Here is a 17,441-nt window from a genome sequence, read left to right as displayed (position 1 = left end):
GTCCTCCCTGCCGTCCTTCGCTCAGCCGTCTCAGTTGGCGGGTGTGGCTCCCTCGGGCAGCCCGTCGTAGCGGGAGCGCTGCTCCACGAAGTAGGCGACGGTGCGCCGCAGCCCCTCCTCCAGGCGTATGCGCGGACGCCAGTCCAGGACCTCGGCGGCCAGGCGGATGTCGGGGCGCCGAAAGCGCGGATCGTCCTCCGCGCGCTCGATGAACGTGAGCCCCTCCTGCGCGCCGGTGACGTTCAGGACGACGCGGGCCAGGCTCAGCACGGACAGCTCCTCGTCGCTGCCGATGTTGATCGGTCCCGTCGCCTTGCTGTCGGCCAGGGCGAGCAGGCCCCGCACGGTGTCCTCCACGTAGCACAGCGACCGTGTCTGGTGGCCGTCGCCGGCCACCGTCAGGTGCTGGCCCTCCAGCGCCTGGGTGACGAAGGTGGGCACCATCCGGCCGTCGTCGGCACGCATGCGCGGCCCGTAGCAGTTGAAGATGCGCGCGATGCCCACGTCCGCTCCGCGTGCCCGGTGGTGGGCCATCGTCAGCGACTCGGCGTAGCGCTTGGCCTCGTCGTAGACGCTGCGCGGACCGACCGGATTGACGTTGCCCCAGTAGGTCTCGCGCTGCGGGTACTCCAGCGGGTCGCCGTACACCTCGCTCGTGGAGGCCAGGACCAGGCGCGCGCCGTGCTCCTCGGCCAGCTCCAGGACGTTGCGGGTGCCCAGGCTGCCCACCTCCAGCGTCTCCACCGGAAGGCGCAGGTAGTCCGGCGGTGAGGCGGCCGAGGCCAGGTGGAACACCGTGTCCACGGGTTCGTCCAGTGTGAGCGGTTCGATGATGTCGGCCTCTCTCAGCTCGAACCGCGGATGCCCGGCCAGGTGCCCCACGTTCTCCGCACGGCCGGTGGCGAAGTTGTCCAGGCACACCACATGTGCGCCCCTCTCCAACAGCCGTTCGCACAGATGGGAGCCGATGAATCCGGCACCACCGGTGACCAGGGCCTTTCCTCTCGACGCGGATTCTCGCATCGTCGCCCACCTCCTCGGAGGGTCTCACCACTTGCCTGGGTCTGTTGTCTGGAGGACTGGGTCGGCGGGGGCGGTCCGGGTGCCGCCGGACGCCGGGGAGGCACCGGAGGCTCCCGGCGGCACCCGGACACGCGGGCGGACACGGCTTAGGGCCAGGACGTCTCCTGCGAGGAGCAGATGACCATCTCGCGCACCTCGCAGCCGGGCGGCTGGCGCAGCGCGAACACCACCGAGCGGGCCACGTCCTCGGGCGCGTTGAGCTTGGCGTCCGGACCGGGCTTGTACTGCTCGGGCCTGTCGTCGAAGAAGGCCGTGCTCATGCCGCCCGGGACCAGGAGCGTCACCCCGACCTGGCCGGCGAGTTCGGCGGCCAGAGCCCGGGTGAAGCCCACGACCCCGAACTTGGAGGCGCAGTAGGCGGTGGCGTCGCTGAGCGCGCGCAGGCCGAGGGTGGAGGCGCAGTTGACCACCGTGCCCTCGGAGGAGCGCAGGTGCGGCAGGGCCGCGCGGGTCACGGCGGCGGTGCCGAGCAGGTTGACCTGGATGACCTTCTCCCAGTCGTCCGCGGACACGTCCGTGAGCGTGCCGCAGGCGTCGGTCCCGGCCGCGTTGACCAGGGCGTCGATGCGCCCGTGCTGGACGACGACCTGCTGGACGGCGCGCTCGACCGCCTCGCGGTCGGCCAGGTCCACCTGCTCGAAGGGCAGGTCGTTGCCGGGGTGCTGCTTGTCCAGGATGATCGGGTGCCCGCCCTCGGCGGCCACGGCCTCGGCCGTGGCGGCTCCCAGGCCCGAGGCGCCCCCGGTGATCAGTGTGTTCCCTAGCGAACGCATATCTCCCCCGTTCCTCATGTCGAACTCGTCATCGGTGACCGGCTCGTGGCCGGTGGTCTGTGGGCGGTCGGCGCGGGCCCGGCCGTCTCAGCGGACGGGCACGTTGTCGCGGCCCCGACCGCGTATGCGGGTGATCAGCCCGGTCGTGGAGTGGCCGGGCACGAGCGGCACGGTGACCACCTCTCCCCCGGCCCGCCGCACGGCGGGTGTCTCCGGCAGCCCCTCCACGTCGTAGTCGCCGCCCTTGACCCACACGTCGGGCCGCAGCTCCTCCAGGGCGTGCACGGGAGTCTCCTCGCCGAACACGACGACCTCGTCCACGCAGTCGAGCGCGGACAGCACCCGGGCACGGTCGCGTTCACCGACGACGGGCCTGCCGGGGCCCTTGAGCGCCCGCACGGAGGCGTCGCTGTTGAGCAGCACCACGAGGCGGTCCCCCAGGGCCCGGGCCCGCCGCAGCAGGTCGACGTGGCCCGCGTGCAGGACGTCGAAGCAGCCGCCGGTGGCCACGACCCGCTCGTCCCGCCCGCCGGCCGCGGTCTCCGGACCGGCCGCGGTACGTGCACGCGGGGCAGGCAGGCCCGGGTGGGGGCGGGTGTGGGCCGCCGCCCCGCCCCGGGCCACGAAGGCCGCCGCCGAGCCGACCCCGTGGCGGACGGCGGCGCGCACGTGCGCGCCGTCGGCCAGTGCCGTGGCGCACGCCGCAGCGAAGGCGTCGCCCGCCCCGCAGGTGTCCTCCGGCACGTCCACGGGCTCGCCCGGCACCAGGGCGCGCTCCCCGGCCCCGTCGGCCCAGGCGGCCCCGTGCGCGCCGAGGGTGACGGACACGGAGTGCGTCCCCCACACTCCGGCCAGCTCACCGGCCCGGCGCAGGGCCCGCTCGCCCTCGTCCTCGGCGACCTGGGCCTCGGCGGCGTTGGGCGTGACCAGGCGCGCGCCGTGCAGGGGCGCCGCTCCGCGCGGGTGCGGGTCCCACACGAGTGGGACGCGGTCCGCGCACGCCGCCAGGGCCCCGCGCACGGCGCTCTGACGGGTGAGCCCGTGCCCGTAGTCGGCCACCAGCACAGCCGAGGCGCCAGCCAGGGCCCGGGCCACGACGGCGCCGGACGCGGTCTCCTCCACACCGCCGCACCCCTCGTCCAGACGGGCCACGGTGCGCCCGTTGGCCTGGACGCGGGTCTTGGTGGGCGTGCGCTCCATCAGGGGCAGTCCCACGAGGGTGACCTCCCCGTCCAGGAGGGCGGCCAGGTCGTCGGCGGCCGCGTCGCGGCCCACGGCGGTCACCAGGACCACCTCGCGGCCGCCCTCGCGGGCGCACAGCGCGGCCAGTGCCGCGCCGCCCGGCCGGTACCAGGTCTCGGTCCCCTCCAGCACGGGCGCGGGCGCGTCGGGGCAGTCGCGCCGGGACACCCCCCGCATGTCCACGTCGAGCAGGGCGTCGCCGACCACCACCACGGGTCCTTCTGCGGCGCTCACGTGGCGGCCCTCCGCGCCGGGACGAACACCTCGTGCTCGCGCGCCGCCAGCTCCCGGTCCACCGCGGCGCAGAACACGTGGACGAGTGCCAGGTGGACCTCCTGCACGGTCGAGGTCCTCGGTGCGGGGACCGCGACCGTCTCGTCGCTGAGCGACTCCAGGGCGCTGGGTCCCGGACCGGTCATCGACCAGCAGGTGACGCCGAGCTCGTGCGCGGCCTTGGCCGCGGCGACGACGTTCTCGCTGTTGCCGCTGGTGGACATGCACACCAGCAGGTCGCCGGGCCGGGCGTGGGCGCGCAGTTGGCGCGCGTAGACCTGGCGGTATCCGTAGTCGTTGGCGATGGCGGTGACACTGGAGGTCTCCGCGTGCAGCGCGATGGCCGACAGGGGCGCGCGCTCGTCCTCGAAGCGCCCGGTCAACTCGGCCGTCAGGTGCTGGGCCTCGGCCGCGCTGCCGCCGTTGCCGCAGGCGAACAGGCGTTGCCCGTCACTCAGAGCCCGCGCGGCACGCGCGCCCCACGCCTCGACGCGGGCCGCGTCGGTACCTCCCAGGGCGGCGCTGAGCCGCCTCAGGTGTGCGTGCATCACTCCTCACCTCCCCTGGCGGTGGTGCCGACCGGCGTACCGCTGACCGTGCGGGGCGCCGGAACGCCCGCGCCGGTCGTGGCGGCCGTGTCGGTCACGTGCAGGTAGCACTCCTCCGTGCGCCGGGCCACCTCCGCCCAGGAGTAGCGCTCCCGGGCGCGCTCGGCCGCCGCGTCGGCGAAGGAGGACCTGGCCTCCTCGTCGGAGAGCAGCCAGCGCACGGCGCGGCCCAGCCGCTTGGGCGACCGGGGCGGTACGAGCAGACCGTTCTCCCCGTGCACGACGGTGTCCACGTGGCCGCCCACGCGTGAGGCGACCACGGGGACACCGCAGGCCATCGCCTCGACGGTGGAGATCCCGAAGGGCTCGTACCAGGGCATGTTGACGGCCGCGTCGACCGACCTGAGCAGGGCGGGTACCTCGTAGCGGTCCACACAGCCCAGGAAGCGGACCCGGTCGTCGACGCCCATGCGCTCGGCGACCATGCGCAGCCGCACCGCCTCGGGCTGGGTCCACAGGCGGTCCAGGTCGGCGCCTCCGGCTATGACCAGTTCGGCCTCGGGTACCTCGGCCAGCGCGCGGATCACCGTGTCCACGCCCTTGCGCCTGACCAGGCGGCCCAGGCTGAGCAGGCGCGGCCGGTCGCCGCGCATCATGGCGCCGGGGCCCTCCGGGGTGAAGCGGGAGGTGTCCACGCCGCAGGGCACGACCGCGACGCGCCCGGGCGGGACGCCCCACTCGCCGAGTTCGCGCCGCTCCTCGGTGGAGGTGGCCACGACCATGTCGCACCGGCTGGCCACGGCGCGCTCGGTCGGGATGCGGTCGACGGGGCTGGTGTCGTCCGAGCCCTGGTGGCGGCGCTTGACGGTGCCCAGGGCGTGGAAGGTCTGCAGGACCGGTAGACCCAGGGCGTTGGCCGCCCGCAGCGAGGCGAAGCCGCTCATCCAGAAGTGGGCGTGGACGACGTCGGGCCTGTGGACCCGCCAGGCCGCCCGCAGACGCTGCGCGAACTCGGGCATGTACCTGGGGAGTTCGTCCTTGCTGATCGGGGCCGCCGGTCCGGCGCGCACGTGCTCCACCCGCACTCCCGGGCCCATGGGCACGGTGTCGGGTTTCTCGGTGTCGGTGCGGCGCGTGTAGACGGCTACCTCGTGTCCGCGCGCGGCGAGCGCCGCGGCCAGCTCGGCCACGTGGACGTTCTGGCCGCCCGCGTCCTCTCCGCTGATCGCCGCCAGCGGGCTGGCGTGTTCGGAGACCATGGCGATCCTCATGACGTCACCTCCTGTAGCACCCGGTCCCAGTTGTCGAGGAACCTGGTGAGCCCGTAGCGGCGCAGGGCCGCAGTACGGGCGGCCATGCCGGTGCGGAAGGCGAGGTCGCGATCCTCCTGGAACGCGTGCAGTGCCTCCGCGAGTACTCGGGGGTCGGTCGAGACGGTGCCCGCCTCCGGTGGTACGGCCTCGTGTGCCTCGGTGGTTCCCAGGACCGCGACGGGGAGGCCGAGCATCATGGCCTCGATGAGGGAGAGGCCGAGTGAGGTCCACCGCAGGGGATGGGCGTAGGCGCGGCGGCGGGCGAGCTCGTCGTGCATGGCGCCCTGGGGCAGGTCCTCGTGGGCGCGCAGCCGCGAGGGTGGCAGCCCGAAGTGGTCGGGGACCCCGGCCACGCCCATGCCGAACAGGTCCAGGGGCACCCGGTCGGCGAGCGCGGGGAGCAGGTCGGTGCCGGTGAAGCGCCAGCGGCGCAGGGGTTCGTTGAGCACCACGCCCGCGCGGGCGATCTCACCGGTGTAGCGGTGCCCGGGGTCGGGCACGCCATGCTCGACCACCCGGGTGGGGGCACGCCCGCAGTCCCAGAACAGGTCGTTGAAGTGCGTGACGTGGACGACGGGGATGTCGTCGCGGTCGGCCACGGGGTGGCGGGTGACCGGCACGTCGTCGCGTGGGGTGTTGTGCTCGACGTAGACGGCGGGCACGTCCCTGCCCAGGGTGCGGCCCAGGAGCCTCTCGGCCAGGGCGAGTTCGTGCGGGCGCTGGAGGACGACCAGGTCGGGTTCGCTCCCGCGGATCCGTTCCCAGGGCGTCTCCACGGCGTTGCGCGGCCAGTCCCACGTCCGCGCGCGGCCCCGGCCGTCCGGCCCCCGGTCCGGGGTCACCGGCAGCAGGCAGGTGTGCCCGCTGTGGACGAAGGCGGTCGTCCACGATCCGTGGACGTGCCAGAGCAGGATCCGCAGGACGCGCCGGGGCGTCCTGGCCTCGCCCTGGGCCATGTCGGCCGGGGCCGTCCCGGCCGGGACGGTCGTGGCCGGGCCCGTGGCCGGGGCCGGGGCCGGGTGGTGAAGGGTCATCGTTCCCCCAGGAGTTCGTCGACGGCGGTCAGGACGTCGTCGGAGGAGACCGAGTTCAGGCAGGGATGGCCGGGTACAGGGCAGACCCGGGCCCGTGTGTCGGCGCAGGGCGCCCACTGGTCGCCCAGGACCCGCACCGGTGTGCCGTAGGGGGCCCAGGCCGAGGCGGGCACGACCGGGGAGAAGAGCGAGACCACGGGCGTGCCGACCGCGGCGGCCAGGTGGGCGGGGCCGGTGTTGCCCGAGACCAGGACGGCGGCGCGGTCGAGCAGGTCGGCCAGTTCGGTGACGGTGGTGCGCCCGGCCAGGTCCGCGCCGCCGTGCGCGGCGATCTCCCCGGCCAGGTCCGCCTCACTCGCCGAGCCGGTGACCAGGACCCGGTGTCCGCGCTCGGCGAGCGCGGCGACGGTCTTGGCGGCCAGGTCGGGCGGCAGTTCCCGGGAGGGCGCGTCCGCGCCGACGTGGACCACCGCGTACCCGCCCGGCCCGGTCAGTTCCCGGGTGTCGGGCAGCGGGCGGCGCACCGCCAGGCGTCCGGTCTCGCCCACGGGAGGCGGATACCCGGCGGCCTCGGCCACGGACAGCATCCGTTCGGCCTCGGGAACGCCGTGGGCCACGTGGTGGCGCACGTCGAGCAGGCTGCCCGGGTAGTCCTCGCTGACGGCGCAGATCCTCGGCACCCCGGCCATGCGCAGGAGCAGGGCCAGCGGCAGGGGCGACTGGTGGAAGGAGGTCAACAGCACGGCGGCGTCCGCGCCGACGCGGGACAGGCGCTCCACGAGGCCGGTGACCTCCTCGCGGTCCACCGGAGGCGGATCGGCGGCGATCCAGGGAGCGCACCAGGTCAGGACCTCGTCCACGCCCGGGAGCATCGCGGCGGCCTCGGCTCCCCGGGGCCCGGCCAGGTAGACCACCCGGTCGGCGCCGTGGGCGACGGCGCGTACCGCCGGCCCCGACAACAGGACGTCGCCCATGCTGTCCAGTCGTGCCACGAGCACGGTTCCGTCACTCACTGAACGCCCCTCCCAGGAGGCGCAGGACGGCCGCCTCCAGGTCGGGTGCGGTCTCGGGAGCGCCACGGCTCTCCGCGTCCAGGGTCGCCGCGGTGGGCACGAGCACCCCGCGCGCGCCCGCGGCGCGCGCGGCGTCGACGTCGGAGCCGATGTCGCCGACCAGCGCGCACTGGGAGGCGCGCAGGCCCAGTTCGGCGGCGGCGGAGTGGACCATGCCGGGTTCGGGCTTGCGGCACCGGCAGCCGCCCTCCTCTCCGTGCGGGCACATCCGCCAGACGTCGAAGGGGCCGAGCAGTTCGTCCACACGCCGGTTGACCGCCTCCACCTGGTCGTGGGTGAGCAGCCCGCGCGCGATCCCGGACTGGTTGCTCACCACCCCGACGGCGAGTCCGGCGCGGCGTGCCAGGGCCAGCGCCCGCGCGGCGGTGGGCGTGGGACGCACCTTGTCGGGGTCGCCGTTGTAGGGGACGTCCTCGACCAGGGTGCCGTCCCTGTCGAACAGGACCGCCCGGACGCCGGTGGCCGGGCGCGCCCCGGCGTGGCGGATCTCGCCGCGCAGCCGCTGCCAGCAGGCCAGCGGCGGGATGAGCGCGCTGGTCACCGCCATGTCGGTGATCTCGGTGGCGGTGGCGGGCCCGCCGGTGACACGCCGCCTGGTGAAGGCGGCGGTGCGCGCCGCCCACAGGGCGCCGAGCGCGACGGCCGCCCTCCGGTGCCCGGTCAGCGCGGCCCCGGCCGCGGCCGCGAGCGCGGCCGTGGTCACGATGTGCCCGCGCAGGCCGCCGGGCCCCTCATCGACCCGGTCGCGCCAGCCCCGTCCGTGCAGGCGGTCCATCAGAGCGTTGTCGACGTTGCCGCGCTGGGCGGGAAGACTGGCCCAGCGGCCGCCGCCGCGCAGCGGGTGCACGCACTCGCGTTCGCCGCGGACCAGGGTGTATCCGGCGTCCATGGCCCGCAGGGCCAGGTCGGTGTCCTCCCGGTAGGCGCGCGGGAAACGCGTGTCGAAGCCGCCGACCGCCTCCAGCGCGCTCCTGCGGTAGGCCATGTCGGCGGTGATCCACAGGGCGCCCTCCAGGGCCAGGGTGGCGCGTTCGGCGTCCGTGGGTCCGCGCCCTCCGGGCCGGGGCACGGTGATGCGCCCCTGGCTCGCACCCACCTCGGAGGGCAGGGAGGCCAGGTCCGCGCACAGCCGCTCCGGCCAGTCGCCGGGCGGGGCGACGTCGTCGTCCAGGAAGGCGATCCACTCGCTGTGGCAGGAGTGCCATCCGGCCTGGCGGGCGGAGGCGGGGCCGCCGCCCCCGGTACGCAGGACGCGCACCCGGGCGTGGCCTGCGCCGAGCAGGGGCGCGGTCTCCGTCAGCGGCCGGTCGTCGACGACGACGATCTCCTCGGGGGCCGCCTCGGGCGGCGCGCCCAGCAGGGGCCGGAGCACGTGGGGCAGGGTCTGGCGTCCCATGGTGGGCACGACGACCGCGTAGCGGGGCGCGCTCATCGGTACACCCTCTCGCGCGGGTGGCGGCGGACGACGAACGGTCCGATCGCCAGGATGTCCACGGGCGCCGAACCGAAGCACTCCAGGGCGTCGCGCGGCGAGTCGACCATGGGGCGTCCGGCGGTGTTCAGGCTGGTGTTGACCAGGACGGGCAGGCCGCTGCGCGCCTCGAAGCGCTCCAGCAGGCGCGAGGTGAGCGGGTCGTCGGCCGGGGCGACCGTCTGGACCCGTGCGGTGCCGTCCACGTGGACCACGGCGGGTATGCGTTCGCGCCAGTCCGGATGCACGTCGTGGACGAAGAGCATGTAGGGGCTGGGCAGGGGCCCGCCGGAGAAGATCTCCGGCGCCCTGTGCTCGGCCACCATCGGCGCGACGGGACGGAACTGCTCGCGGCCCTTGACCCGGTTGAGCCGTTCGAGGTTGCCGGAGTTGGTGGGGTTGGCGAGCAGGGAGCGGTGTCCCAGGGCGCGGGGCCCGTACTCCGAGCGGCCCTGGAACCAGGCCACCAGGGCGTCGCCCTCCAGGGCCTCGGCCACGGTGTCGGCCAGGTCGTCGGGGCGCTCGAACTCCACGTCGGCCTCACGCAGCACGTGCCACAGCTCGTCCTCGTCCCAGGAACGGCCCAGGTCGGCCCCCGGCATGGGCGAGACGTGGTCCTCCACCAGTGAGGCCACGTGCAGCGCACCGCCCAGCGCGGTGCCCGCGTCGCCGGACGCGGGCTGGACCCACACCCGCTCGAAGGGGCTCTCGCGGGCGATGCGGCTGTTGGCGACGCAGTTGAGCGCCACCCCTCCGGCCATCGTCAGGTGCGGGCGCCCGGTCCGCTCGTGCAGCCATCCGAGCACTCCCAGGAGTGCCTCCTCCATGGCGACCTGCACACTGGCGGCGAGGTTGGCGTGTTCCTTGGCGGGCTCCTGGCCGGGCTCGCACGGCTCGACGAGGGAGTTCCAGTCCACACCGGACGCACGGACCAGTCCGTCGCCCTCGTAGCCGATGCGCTCACGCACCCGGTCGAGCATGGTGGGTTCGCCGTAGGAGGCCAGGGCCATCACCTTGTACTCGTCGCTGGAGCGGTGGAAGCCCACGTGCTCGGTGAGCTCCTCGTAGACCAGGCCCAGCGACTCGGGCAGCGGCTGGCGGGCCAGGACCTCCAGGCGCCCACCGGTGTAGACGCCCGCCAGGTGCGAGGTGCTCTCGCCGCGCCCGTCGGCCACGAACACCGCGCACTCGCCGCCTCCGGCCTCGGTCGGGGCGGCGAGTCCGGTGGAGGCCGCGTGCGCGACGTGGTGGGGCACGTAGCTGACCTTGGCCGGGTCCAGCCCCGGCAGGGCCGTGGCGAGGAAGTGCGGCGCTCGCTCGACGTAGAACAGGCGCAGTCGCTCCCAGCCGCGGTCCTGCCCGGGTCCCTCGGGATCGGCCAGGGCGGGGTCGTAGGAATAGATGACCGCGTCCAGGTCGGCCGGTTGCAGCCCCGCCTGCTCCAGGCACCAGCGCATCGACCGTACCGGCAGTTCCCAGGCCGAGAAGGGAACCGCCTCCTTGCCGTGCTTGCGCCGGGAGAACCTCTCCTCCTCGGCCGCCGCGACGGTGCGACCGTCCACGACGAGCGCCGCCGCCGGATCGTGGAAGACGGCGTTGACACCGAGGATTCTCATGACCGCTCCCTCCTGGACGGAGTCTGTGCACTCGGACGCTGAGCGCACTCACTCGACTACCAGTCGAAGCGACGCCTAAACATGGGCAGGGAGCGGGCGTGCGCCCCCACCTGCCCTGACACCGGGCACGGGAGACGACCCCGAGACGGCTCGCCGACACGGAGGGTGAGGACGGAGGCCGGGGCGCCGGCACGGGGCGCCGGCACGGGGGCACGCGCGCACGATCCGGAGCAGTCTGCCGAGACGCGGCGGGACATCATGTTTGTCCATGTGGATGTGGGCTATGGGACGAGTGAGGCCACGGACGTGTTTCCGGCGCGCTCGCGCCCACACCGGCGGAACCGCGCCCCGGCGCGAGGCCGTTCGGAGGAACACGGCCGAGGCAGAAGCCGGCAGAAGGGAGCAGGCCATGGTGCGAACCATCGACGAGGTGATGAGCACTCCGGTCCGCACGATCGCACCGGACACGTCGCTGCGCGAGGCCGCGGAGATCATGCGCGACTCCGACGTGGGCGACGTGGTCGTGACCCGGGACAACAGGATCATGGGCATCCTGACCGACCGTGACATCGTCGTGCGCTGTGTGGCCGAGGGCGGCAACCCCGTCCAGCACACCGCCGAGGAGGTCTGCAGCTCCGAGTTGGCCACGGTGCCGCCTCAGAGCGGAATCCGCGACGCGGTGCACGTGATGCGCACCAGCGCCGTACGCCGCCTTCCCGTGGTGGACGACGACCGTGTCGTCGGTGTCGTGAGCATGGGGGACCTGGCACGGGCCGTCGACGAGGACTCCGCTCTGGCCGATGTCAGCGCTGCCGATCCCAACCACTGAGCCTCCCACCGGAGAGGCACTCCCGCTCCCGCCCGGTCAAAGGGGACCGGGCGGGAGCGGGTCGTCCCTGCTGGTGTCCCGGGCGCTGGGACTCGGTGACTTCGCCACGGCCGTTCCCGCGCTGCGCGCGCTGGAGAGGGCTCTGCCCTCATGGCACCGGATCCTGGCGGGCCCCTCCTGGTACCGGCACCTGGTCGAGTTGGCCGGGCTGCGCTGGCAGGTCCTGCCGACCGCGCCGCTGTGCGTCCCGGACGGAGCCTCCGCCCCGGACCTGGCGGTCAACCTCCACGGCCGTGGGCCGCGGAGCACGGCGGCCCTGGCCTCCCTGGGACCCGAGCGGCTGTGGACCCACGGGCACCCGTCCGCACCGGAGTGGCCCGGGCCCGAGTGGCCTCAGGAGGTCCACGACGCCGAGATCTGGTGCCGTCTGCTACGCCTGCACGGTGTGGCGGCCGATCCGGACGACCTGAGGTGGCCGCGTCCGCCGGAGTGTGCGGACCGGTCCGGGCCGGAGGACGCGGTGGTCACGGGGGACACCGCCGTCGTCCATCCCGGAGCCGCCTCGGAGTCGCGCCGGTGGCCCGCGGAGCGCTTCGCGCGGGTGGCCGGCCACCTGGCGGCCTCAGGACTGCGGGTGGTGGTGACCGGGTCGGAACGCGAGGCGGCCCTGGCCGAGCGGGTGGCCGAGGCCGCCGGGCTCGGTCCCGGAGCGGTCCTGGCCGGGCGCACCTCCCTGGGCCTGCTGGCGCGCCTGGTCTCCGGGGCCCACCTGGTGGTGTGCGGGGACACCGGTGTCGGTCACCTGGCCACCGCCTACGGCACGCCGTCGGTACGCCTCTTCGGCCCCGTGTCCCCGAAGCTGTGGGGGCCTCTGGTGGACCGGGACCTGCACGCGTGTCTGTGGAGGGGGCGGCTCGGCGACCCGCACTCCGCGACGCTGGACCCGGGTCTGGAGGCCATCGGCGCCGAGGAGGTCCTCGCCGCGTGCGACACCGTGGCCGCCTCGGCCGCCGGCCGCACGGACGGCGGGAGGGTCCGCGAGCCCTGATCCCGCCGCGGAGAGCGGTACGCCTCCGCCAGGGGAGGCCGCGAACGCCCCGGCCCGCCCGGCGGCCGTCGGTACGGCTCGTCTCTGCCCAGGGTTCCCCAACACCCGGGCAAGCTTCCTCCAAGTCATGGTTCCGCGCTTTTTCGGGACTCTCCTCATGGGCACGTACACGCTGCGTACCCACCGGCCCCGAGCCGCGTTCGCCGGGCAGGCCACCGAAGCCACCGCCTTCCACCATCGTCCACACGAGCGCACCGCGTCCCGGAAGGCGGCCGGACGTCGCACGACGACGCGGACGCAACCGGCCCCGGGCCTCAACGAAGTCCATCGACGAGCGAGGTCTTACGTGTCCGCCAACACCGAAGCCATGGAAGCCTCCTCGACCTCCTCCGCCTCGGCGGAGGAGCTCCTGGCGGCCCTGAAGGCACTGTCGAGCCAGGACCCTCGCGCCATCGTGCTGTGCGAGCGCGTGATGGACCTCTACCGTCCACTGGTGCAGCGGATCGCCCGCCGCTACGACGGCAGGGGCGAGCCCTACGAGGACCTGAAGCAGACGGCCATGCTGGGTCTGGTCAAAGCCATCCACGGCTACGACCCCGACCGCGGCAAGCCGTTCATCTCCTACCTGCTGCCCACGGTCACCGGCGAGATCAAGCGCCACTTCCGCGACCACACCTGGGCCGTGCGCGTACCGCGGCGGCACCAGGAGAACCGTAGCCAGCTCAGGCGCGTCACCGGCGAGTTCCAGCAGGCCCACGCGCGCACCCCCACGACCGCGGAACTCGCCCTGGCGATGGGGATCTCCGAGGCCGAGGTACGCGAGCTGACCCAGGTCTCGGCGGCCTACCGGTCCCTGTCGCTGGACGCGCCCGAGGTCTCGGGCTCCGGTCGCGGGGCGAGCGCACCGCTGGAGGACCACCTGGGAAACGAGGACGAGGCCCTGGAGCGGGTGGTCGAGCGCGAGTCGATCAAGCCCGCCCTGGCGCGCCTGCCCGAACGGGAGCGCAGGATCCTCATGCTGAGGTTCTTCGGCGACCACACCCAGTCCGAGATCGCCGAGGCGCTGGGCTACTCCCAGATGCACGTGTCCCGTCTGCTCGCGGGGGTCCTGGACCAGCTGCGCAGGGAGGTCGTCGCGGACCCGTCGCGCGGGGACGACCGTTCCTGACGCCGGCCGCCGCCGGGCCGGCCGACGGCGGCGGCACGCACGGCGTACGACCACGTCCGTCCCCGAGGGGGGCGGCACGCGGGGCGACGCCGGTGACGCGTTCGGACGTACACGGTCGGGACCGGACGCGGACGCCCGCAGGAGGCGGTGTCCGTAGCCTCGGAAGTATGACCGCACAGACCCGCTCCGCTCTCGGCCTGCCAGTGCGGTGCGCTCCCGGTCCGGCACGTCCTGACGGCGGCGTACCCGCTCAGATGGCCTCGCGGCGCTGCAGGTAGGAGAAGGCGCCCCAGCCGGGCAGCACCGGAAGCCAGAAGGTCAGCAGCCGGAACAGCAGCACCGCGGGCAGCGCGACGGCCGCGGGCACGCCGACCACGGTGGTCATACCGCCGATCAGGGCCGCCTCCACCGCTCCCAGACCGCCCGGTGTGGGAGCCGCGGAGCCGATCGCGTTGCCCGCCAGGTAGACCACCGCGACCGCCACCAGGCTCACCCGGGTCTCCGGGTCGGCGAAGGCCAGCACCGAGAAGTGCATGCACAACACGAACGCCACGGTCAGCAGCAGCGTCCCTCCGAAGCCCAGCGCCAGGCTGGAGGGGCTCTGCAGCATGTCCAGCAGCCGAGGCAGCACACCGCGCAGGTAGGGCCGGACCCGGTCGACGACGGCCCGCCGCAGCCGGGGCACCAGCAGGGTCATGCCCACCGCGGCCGTTCCGGCGATGCTGATCACGACGACGGTCGGGGACGGCGTGAACCCCGTCCAGTACGAGGTGCCGGTGAGGTAGGCGCACACCAGCAGCAGCGGAACGTGCACCAGGAACCCGACCAGCTGGGTGAGGCCCACCGCGGACAGGGCCAGCGAGGCGGGCGCCCCCGCCTTGGTGACGAACCGCGTGTTGACCGCGATCGACCCCAGTCCGGCGGGCGCGGCGATGCGCACGAACGATCCCGCGTACTGGACCATGACGGTGCGCCACCACGGCAGCGGCACGGGCACGAAGCCGATGAGGATCATCGCGGCGGAGAGCGTGCACACCACGGACACCACGGCGGCGGCCGCCGCCCACCCGGGATCGGCCTGGCCGATGGTGCTGAAGTCCACCCCGGTGAGCTGGTACAGGAGCACCAGGCCGACGGCGGTCACGACGATCACGCTGACGATGGTGCGCGGCCGCATCCGTTCCAGGCGCGCCGGTTCGGAGGGCGCCTCCGGGGCCATACTCACCACGCGCTCGCGCAGCCGCCCGAGGAGCCCGCGGTCCCCGCGCAGGCCCGCGCGCAGCGTGTAGGGCAGACCCGCGGGCTGCAGGAACGGCAGGACCGCGGCGGTGGCCGAAACCCCCAGCGCGCGTACCGCGGAGTCCACCGCCCGCTCCACCCCCACCCGCATCGCCAGCAGGGTGACCATGGCGGCCTGGTCCAGGGCCGTCTGGAGTTGGGGCGCGGCCACCGCGCCCCGGTCCAGGCCGGTGAAGACCGCCCGTTCGGGAGGACTGCCCAGGACACCGACGGTGGTGCCGTTGAGGTTGCCGTGTGCCAGACGGTACCGGTGCAGGAGACCGAGCTCGTCCCAGCACAGGTCGAGCAGTTCGTCGGTGAGCTCCGACTCGTCCAGCTCGTCCAGGGTGCGGAAGTCGGGCAGTTCACGGACCAGCAGGACGGTGCCGGGTACGAGTTCACCGACCGCCAGGACACGGGGGACGGTGACCCCGGCCTGGCGGGCGGAGAGGCTCATCAGCGCGGCGTGTTCGGCGCGGCGGCGGACGCCGTAGAGCATCCGGGGCGCCACGGGACCGCGCAGGAAGAGCAGGTCGCGCAGGCGCCTCCAGAACCCGGTGGTGCTCTCCGAGCTGAGCACGATGACCTCCCCCCTGCGCCCGTCGTCGAACTCGGCCAGGTAGCGGGGGTTGCCCTCCACGTCGTCGTCCGCGCGGACCACGTCGGTGGCGTTCAGCCCGAACCGCCGCATCTCGTCGTACAGGCGTCCGCCGGTCTGGGGTAACGGTCTCTCTCCCAGGAAGTAGCGGACCAGGGCCGCGCAGGTGAGGCCGACCAGGACGGTCAGGACGAGGGCGAGGAGGCTGGTGACCCCGGCCAGGAGCGCACAGGCCGCGACGGTGGTGTTGCCCGCCCACAGGGCCGAACGCACCCGGGGCATGCCGGTGGGCATGGTGCGGGCGAAGGCGAGGACGGCGGCCACGTAGCCGAGGGCGGCGCTGGTGAAGACGTCGTCGGGGGCGAGCACGTCGGGGAGCCGCTCGGGGCCGATCAGGGCGATGAGTGTGGCGTTGATCAGAGAGGCGAGGGTGTAGGCGGCGATCCCGGAGATGACCGGCCGTGCCAGGGCCCGCGGTCCCTCGGTGAACAGGACGCGCAGGACGACGTAGCTGACCAGGACGATGAGCAGCAGGTTGGCGCCCACGGCGGCGAGCAGGAACAGGCCGGTGGGCAGCAGTGCGCGGAGCCGGTCCGGGTCGGTGGCATCCACGTCTCCGGTGGCCAGCTGGACGGCGAGCATGATCGCCGCCACCACGAGCAGGCCGGCCGCGCCCACGAGGAGGTCGACGGGCCTGCGTGGGGCCCGCGCGGTGTGGGGAGCCGGGGAGGGAGCGTCGTCGGTTCGGGGAGTCACGTCCCCAGAGTGCCCGATCGACGGGGTTCCGGGTGCCAGGGTCGGGGGCGTTTCGTGTCACCGGAAGCGGTCACACGGCGCCGGGCGCGCCGCCGCGCGGCCCGGGTGGGTCCCGGCGCGTGGCGGCGCGCACGCTTCCTCCGACGCGGAGCGGGGCGGGGCACCGGGCCCCGCCGGCGGTTCCCCGCTCAGCCCCTGCGCTGGTAGCGGCGCTGGAAGCGCTCGACGCGGCCCGCGGTGTCCACCACACGGGTCTGGCCCGTGTAGAAGGGGTGGCTGGCGCTGGAGATCTCGACGTCGATCAGCGGGTAGGTGTTGCCGTCGCTCCACTCGATGGTCTTGTCGCTGACGGCAGTGGACCTGGTGAGGATGGCGAAGTCACCCGCGCGGTCGCGGAAGACCACCGGGTGGTAGTCGGGGTGGGTTCCGGGCTTCATGTCTCCCCCTGTGGAAGTCGGTCGGTGGAGGGGCCGCCCCGGTCCGGACGGCCGTGCCGTCCGGGCCTGACGGTGACGGGCCCCGCTGGCGGCGGGCGCTCGCTCAGCGCTCCTCGCGGAAGTCGACGTGCCGACGGGCACCCGGGTCGTACTTGCGCAGGGTGAGCCGGTCGGGCGTGTTGCGCCGGTTCTTGCGGGTGACGTAGGTGTAGCCGGTTCCGGCGGTCGACCTGAGCTTGGTGGTCGGCCGGATCTCGTTACGTGCCATGGATGCCTCCTCCGGGTTCCACACATGACAAGTCGATGACAACCGTTTTCATTCCCGCGTTGACCGGTCGGCCGCCGTCGACGGACCGCGCCGCGCTCGGAGGGGAACCGGAGCGCGGGGCTCCACGGCCTGGCCACCCGCCGCGGGCCCCACCGTGACCACCTGACCACGATCCTCGGGCCCGCCTCGGCGCGACACACCGCCTGGTGGGGCGGTGACCCGCATAGGCATACCCAGGTGCCTCCCTGCCGACACCGTGGGCGCGGGTCGGCAGGGAGGTTCCCGGGCTCACTCCTCCGGAGGGGAGCCGTTCCGACCGGGCGCCGGTACTGGCGCCCGCCCCCTCCCGCACGACGACGCCGGTGCCACCACGGGGTTCCACGGTGGCACCGGCGTACGGTACGGAAGGGCCGGACCGCCCCAGGGACGGCCGGAGGCCGGGACTACGCGGCGGTCTTCCCGTCGCGCTTCTCCATGCGCTCGGCGCGCAGGGCACGGGCCTCGTCCGGGTCCAGGAGGGGGGCGGCGTTGAGCAGCTGGCGGGTGTAGTCGCTGCCCGGACTCTCATACACCGAGTCGCTGTCCCCCATCTCCACGACCTCACCCGCACGCATCACCGCGACCCGGTCACTT

At 74.1% G+C, this 17,441-nt stretch carries 15 protein-coding genes and 1 pseudogene; 3 read left to right on the top strand and 13 right to left on the bottom strand.

Annotation, left to right across the window (positions count from 1 at the left end):
- Window positions 1-30: 30 nt before the first annotated feature.
- The 9 genes from FYX01_RS04740 to FYX01_RS04700 form a co-directional block, all read right to left on the bottom strand.
- Window positions 31-1,023 (bottom strand): UDP-glucuronic acid decarboxylase family protein, encoded by a 993-nt coding sequence (locus FYX01_RS04740; RefSeq protein WP_150237941.1) that lies wholly within the window; start codon window positions 1,021-1,023, stop codon window positions 31-33.
- Window positions 1,024-1,169: 146 nt separating this feature from the next.
- Window positions 1,170-1,856 (bottom strand): SDR family oxidoreductase, encoded by a 687-nt coding sequence (locus tag FYX01_RS04735; protein ID WP_150237939.1) that lies wholly within the window; start codon window positions 1,854-1,856, stop codon window positions 1,170-1,172.
- A gap of 87 nt (window positions 1,857-1,943) precedes the next feature.
- Entirely contained in the window at window positions 1,944-3,275 is a 1,332-nt protein-coding gene (gene rfaE2, locus FYX01_RS04730) for a D-glycero-beta-D-manno-heptose 1-phosphate adenylyltransferase (protein WP_150237965.1), read from the bottom strand.
- A gap of 53 nt (window positions 3,276-3,328) precedes the next feature.
- Window positions 3,329-3,919 carry a D-sedoheptulose-7-phosphate isomerase gene (locus FYX01_RS04725; protein ID WP_150237937.1) on the bottom strand — a complete coding sequence of 197 codons (591 nt, stop codon included), beginning with the start codon at window positions 3,917-3,919 and terminating at the stop codon, window positions 3,329-3,331.
- Window positions 3,919-5,190: a glycosyltransferase gene (locus FYX01_RS04720; RefSeq protein ID WP_150237935.1), complete on the bottom strand. Its 1,272-nt coding sequence runs from the start codon at window positions 5,188-5,190 to the stop codon at window positions 3,919-3,921. Before FYX01_RS04720 ends, FYX01_RS04725 begins: the two co-directional genes overlap by 1 nt.
- The gene (locus FYX01_RS04715; RefSeq protein WP_150237933.1) at window positions 5,187-6,266 is read right to left on the bottom strand and encodes a glycosyltransferase; all 1,080 of its coding nucleotides are present in this window, start codon (window positions 6,264-6,266) and stop codon (window positions 5,187-5,189) included. Before FYX01_RS04715 ends, FYX01_RS04720 begins: the two co-directional genes overlap by 4 nt.
- Entirely contained in the window at window positions 6,263-7,279 is a 1,017-nt protein-coding gene (locus tag FYX01_RS04710) for a glycosyltransferase family 9 protein (RefSeq protein WP_150237931.1), read from the bottom strand. The genes FYX01_RS04715 and FYX01_RS04710 overlap by 4 nt, the downstream gene beginning before the upstream one ends.
- Complete coding sequence (locus FYX01_RS04705) at window positions 7,272-8,771, bottom strand: HAD-IIIA family hydrolase (protein ID WP_150237929.1); 1,500 nt, start codon at window positions 8,769-8,771, stop codon at window positions 7,272-7,274. The genes FYX01_RS04710 and FYX01_RS04705 overlap by 8 nt, the downstream gene beginning before the upstream one ends.
- The gene (locus FYX01_RS04700) at window positions 8,768-10,426 is read right to left on the bottom strand and encodes a carbamoyltransferase family protein (RefSeq protein WP_150237927.1); all 1,659 of its coding nucleotides are present in this window, start codon (window positions 10,424-10,426) and stop codon (window positions 8,768-8,770) included. The genes FYX01_RS04705 and FYX01_RS04700 overlap by 4 nt, the downstream gene beginning before the upstream one ends.
- 409 nt (window positions 10,427-10,835) lie before the next feature.
- On the opposite strand from FYX01_RS04700, the gene FYX01_RS04695 reads away from it, so the two are divergent.
- The 3 genes from FYX01_RS04695 to FYX01_RS04685 all read left to right on the top strand — a co-directional run bounded on the left by FYX01_RS04695 (window position 10,836) and on the right by FYX01_RS04685 (window position 13,471).
- Complete coding sequence (locus tag FYX01_RS04695; protein WP_150237925.1) at window positions 10,836-11,255, top strand: CBS domain-containing protein; 420 nt, start codon at window positions 10,836-10,838, stop codon at window positions 11,253-11,255.
- 70 nt (window positions 11,256-11,325) lie between these two features.
- Window positions 11,326-12,303, top strand: a complete 978-nt coding sequence (locus FYX01_RS04690; RefSeq protein WP_223830312.1) for a glycosyltransferase family 9 protein — start codon at window positions 11,326-11,328, stop codon at window positions 12,301-12,303.
- 346 nt (window positions 12,304-12,649) lie between these two features.
- Entirely contained in the window at window positions 12,650-13,471 is an 822-nt protein-coding gene (locus FYX01_RS04685) for a SigB/SigF/SigG family RNA polymerase sigma factor (RefSeq protein ID WP_394350433.1), read from the top strand.
- Between the two features lie 250 nt (window positions 13,472-13,721).
- Here FYX01_RS04685 and FYX01_RS04680 read toward each other — a convergent pair whose 3' ends face one another.
- The 4 genes and pseudogenes from FYX01_RS04680 to FYX01_RS04665 form a co-directional block, all read right to left on the bottom strand.
- Window positions 13,722-16,103, bottom strand: coding sequence for a lysylphosphatidylglycerol synthase transmembrane domain-containing protein (locus tag FYX01_RS04680; protein WP_150237919.1), 2,382 nt, complete (start codon window positions 16,101-16,103; stop codon window positions 13,722-13,724).
- Window positions 16,104-16,291: 188 nt separating this feature from the next.
- The gene (locus FYX01_RS04675) at window positions 16,292-16,540 is read right to left on the bottom strand and encodes a type B 50S ribosomal protein L31 (protein WP_150237917.1); all 249 of its coding nucleotides are present in this window, start codon (window positions 16,538-16,540) and stop codon (window positions 16,292-16,294) included.
- A gap of 103 nt (window positions 16,541-16,643) precedes the next feature.
- Entirely contained in the window at window positions 16,644-16,808 is a 165-nt protein-coding gene (rpmG, locus tag FYX01_RS04670; RefSeq protein WP_150237915.1) for a 50S ribosomal protein L33, read from the bottom strand.
- 443 nt (window positions 16,809-17,251) lie between these two features.
- Window positions 17,252-17,441, bottom strand: a pseudogene (locus tag FYX01_RS04665) (ABC transporter ATP-binding protein); the annotation flags it as partial.

Origin of the sequence: Nocardiopsis quinghaiensis (assembly GCF_008638365.1) — a bacterium.
In the GTDB taxonomy this organism is placed as follows: Bacteria; Actinomycetota; Actinomycetes; order Streptosporangiales; family Streptosporangiaceae; genus Nocardiopsis; species Nocardiopsis quinghaiensis.
This window is presented reverse-complemented; position numbering and strand designations above follow the sequence as displayed.

Coding starts and splice junctions, on each gene's coding strand:
- FYX01_RS04735 (WP_150237939.1), bottom strand. CDS start 1,856: ATGCGTTCGCTAGGGAACACACTGATCACCGGGGGCGCCTCGGGCCTG.
- FYX01_RS04740 (WP_150237941.1), bottom strand. CDS start 1,023: ATGCGAGAATCCGCGTCGAGAGGAAAGGCCCTGGTCACCGGTGGTGCC.
- FYX01_RS04715 (WP_150237933.1), bottom strand. CDS start 6,266: ATGACCCTTCACCACCCGGCCCCGGCCCCGGCCACGGGCCCGGCCACG.
- FYX01_RS04700 (WP_150237927.1), bottom strand. CDS start 10,426: ATGAGAATCCTCGGTGTCAACGCCGTCTTCCACGATCCGGCGGCGGCG.
- rfaE2 (WP_150237965.1), bottom strand. CDS start 3,275: ATGCGGGGGGTGTCCCGGCGCGACTGCCCCGACGCGCCCGCGCCCGTG.
- rpmG (WP_150237915.1), bottom strand. CDS start 16,808: ATGGCACGTAACGAGATCCGGCCGACCACCAAGCTCAGGTCGACCGCC.
- FYX01_RS04695 (WP_150237925.1), top strand. CDS start 10,836: ATGGTGCGAACCATCGACGAGGTGATGAGCACTCCGGTCCGCACGATC.
- FYX01_RS04720 (WP_150237935.1), bottom strand. CDS start 5,190: ATGAGGATCGCCATGGTCTCCGAACACGCCAGCCCGCTGGCGGCGATC.
- FYX01_RS04675 (WP_150237917.1), bottom strand. CDS start 16,540: ATGAAGCCCGGAACCCACCCCGACTACCACCCGGTGGTCTTCCGCGAC.
- FYX01_RS04725 (WP_150237937.1), bottom strand. CDS start 3,919: ATGCACGCACACCTGAGGCGGCTCAGCGCCGCCCTGGGAGGTACCGAC.
- FYX01_RS04705 (WP_150237929.1), bottom strand. CDS start 8,771: ATGAGCGCGCCCCGCTACGCGGTCGTCGTGCCCACCATGGGACGCCAG.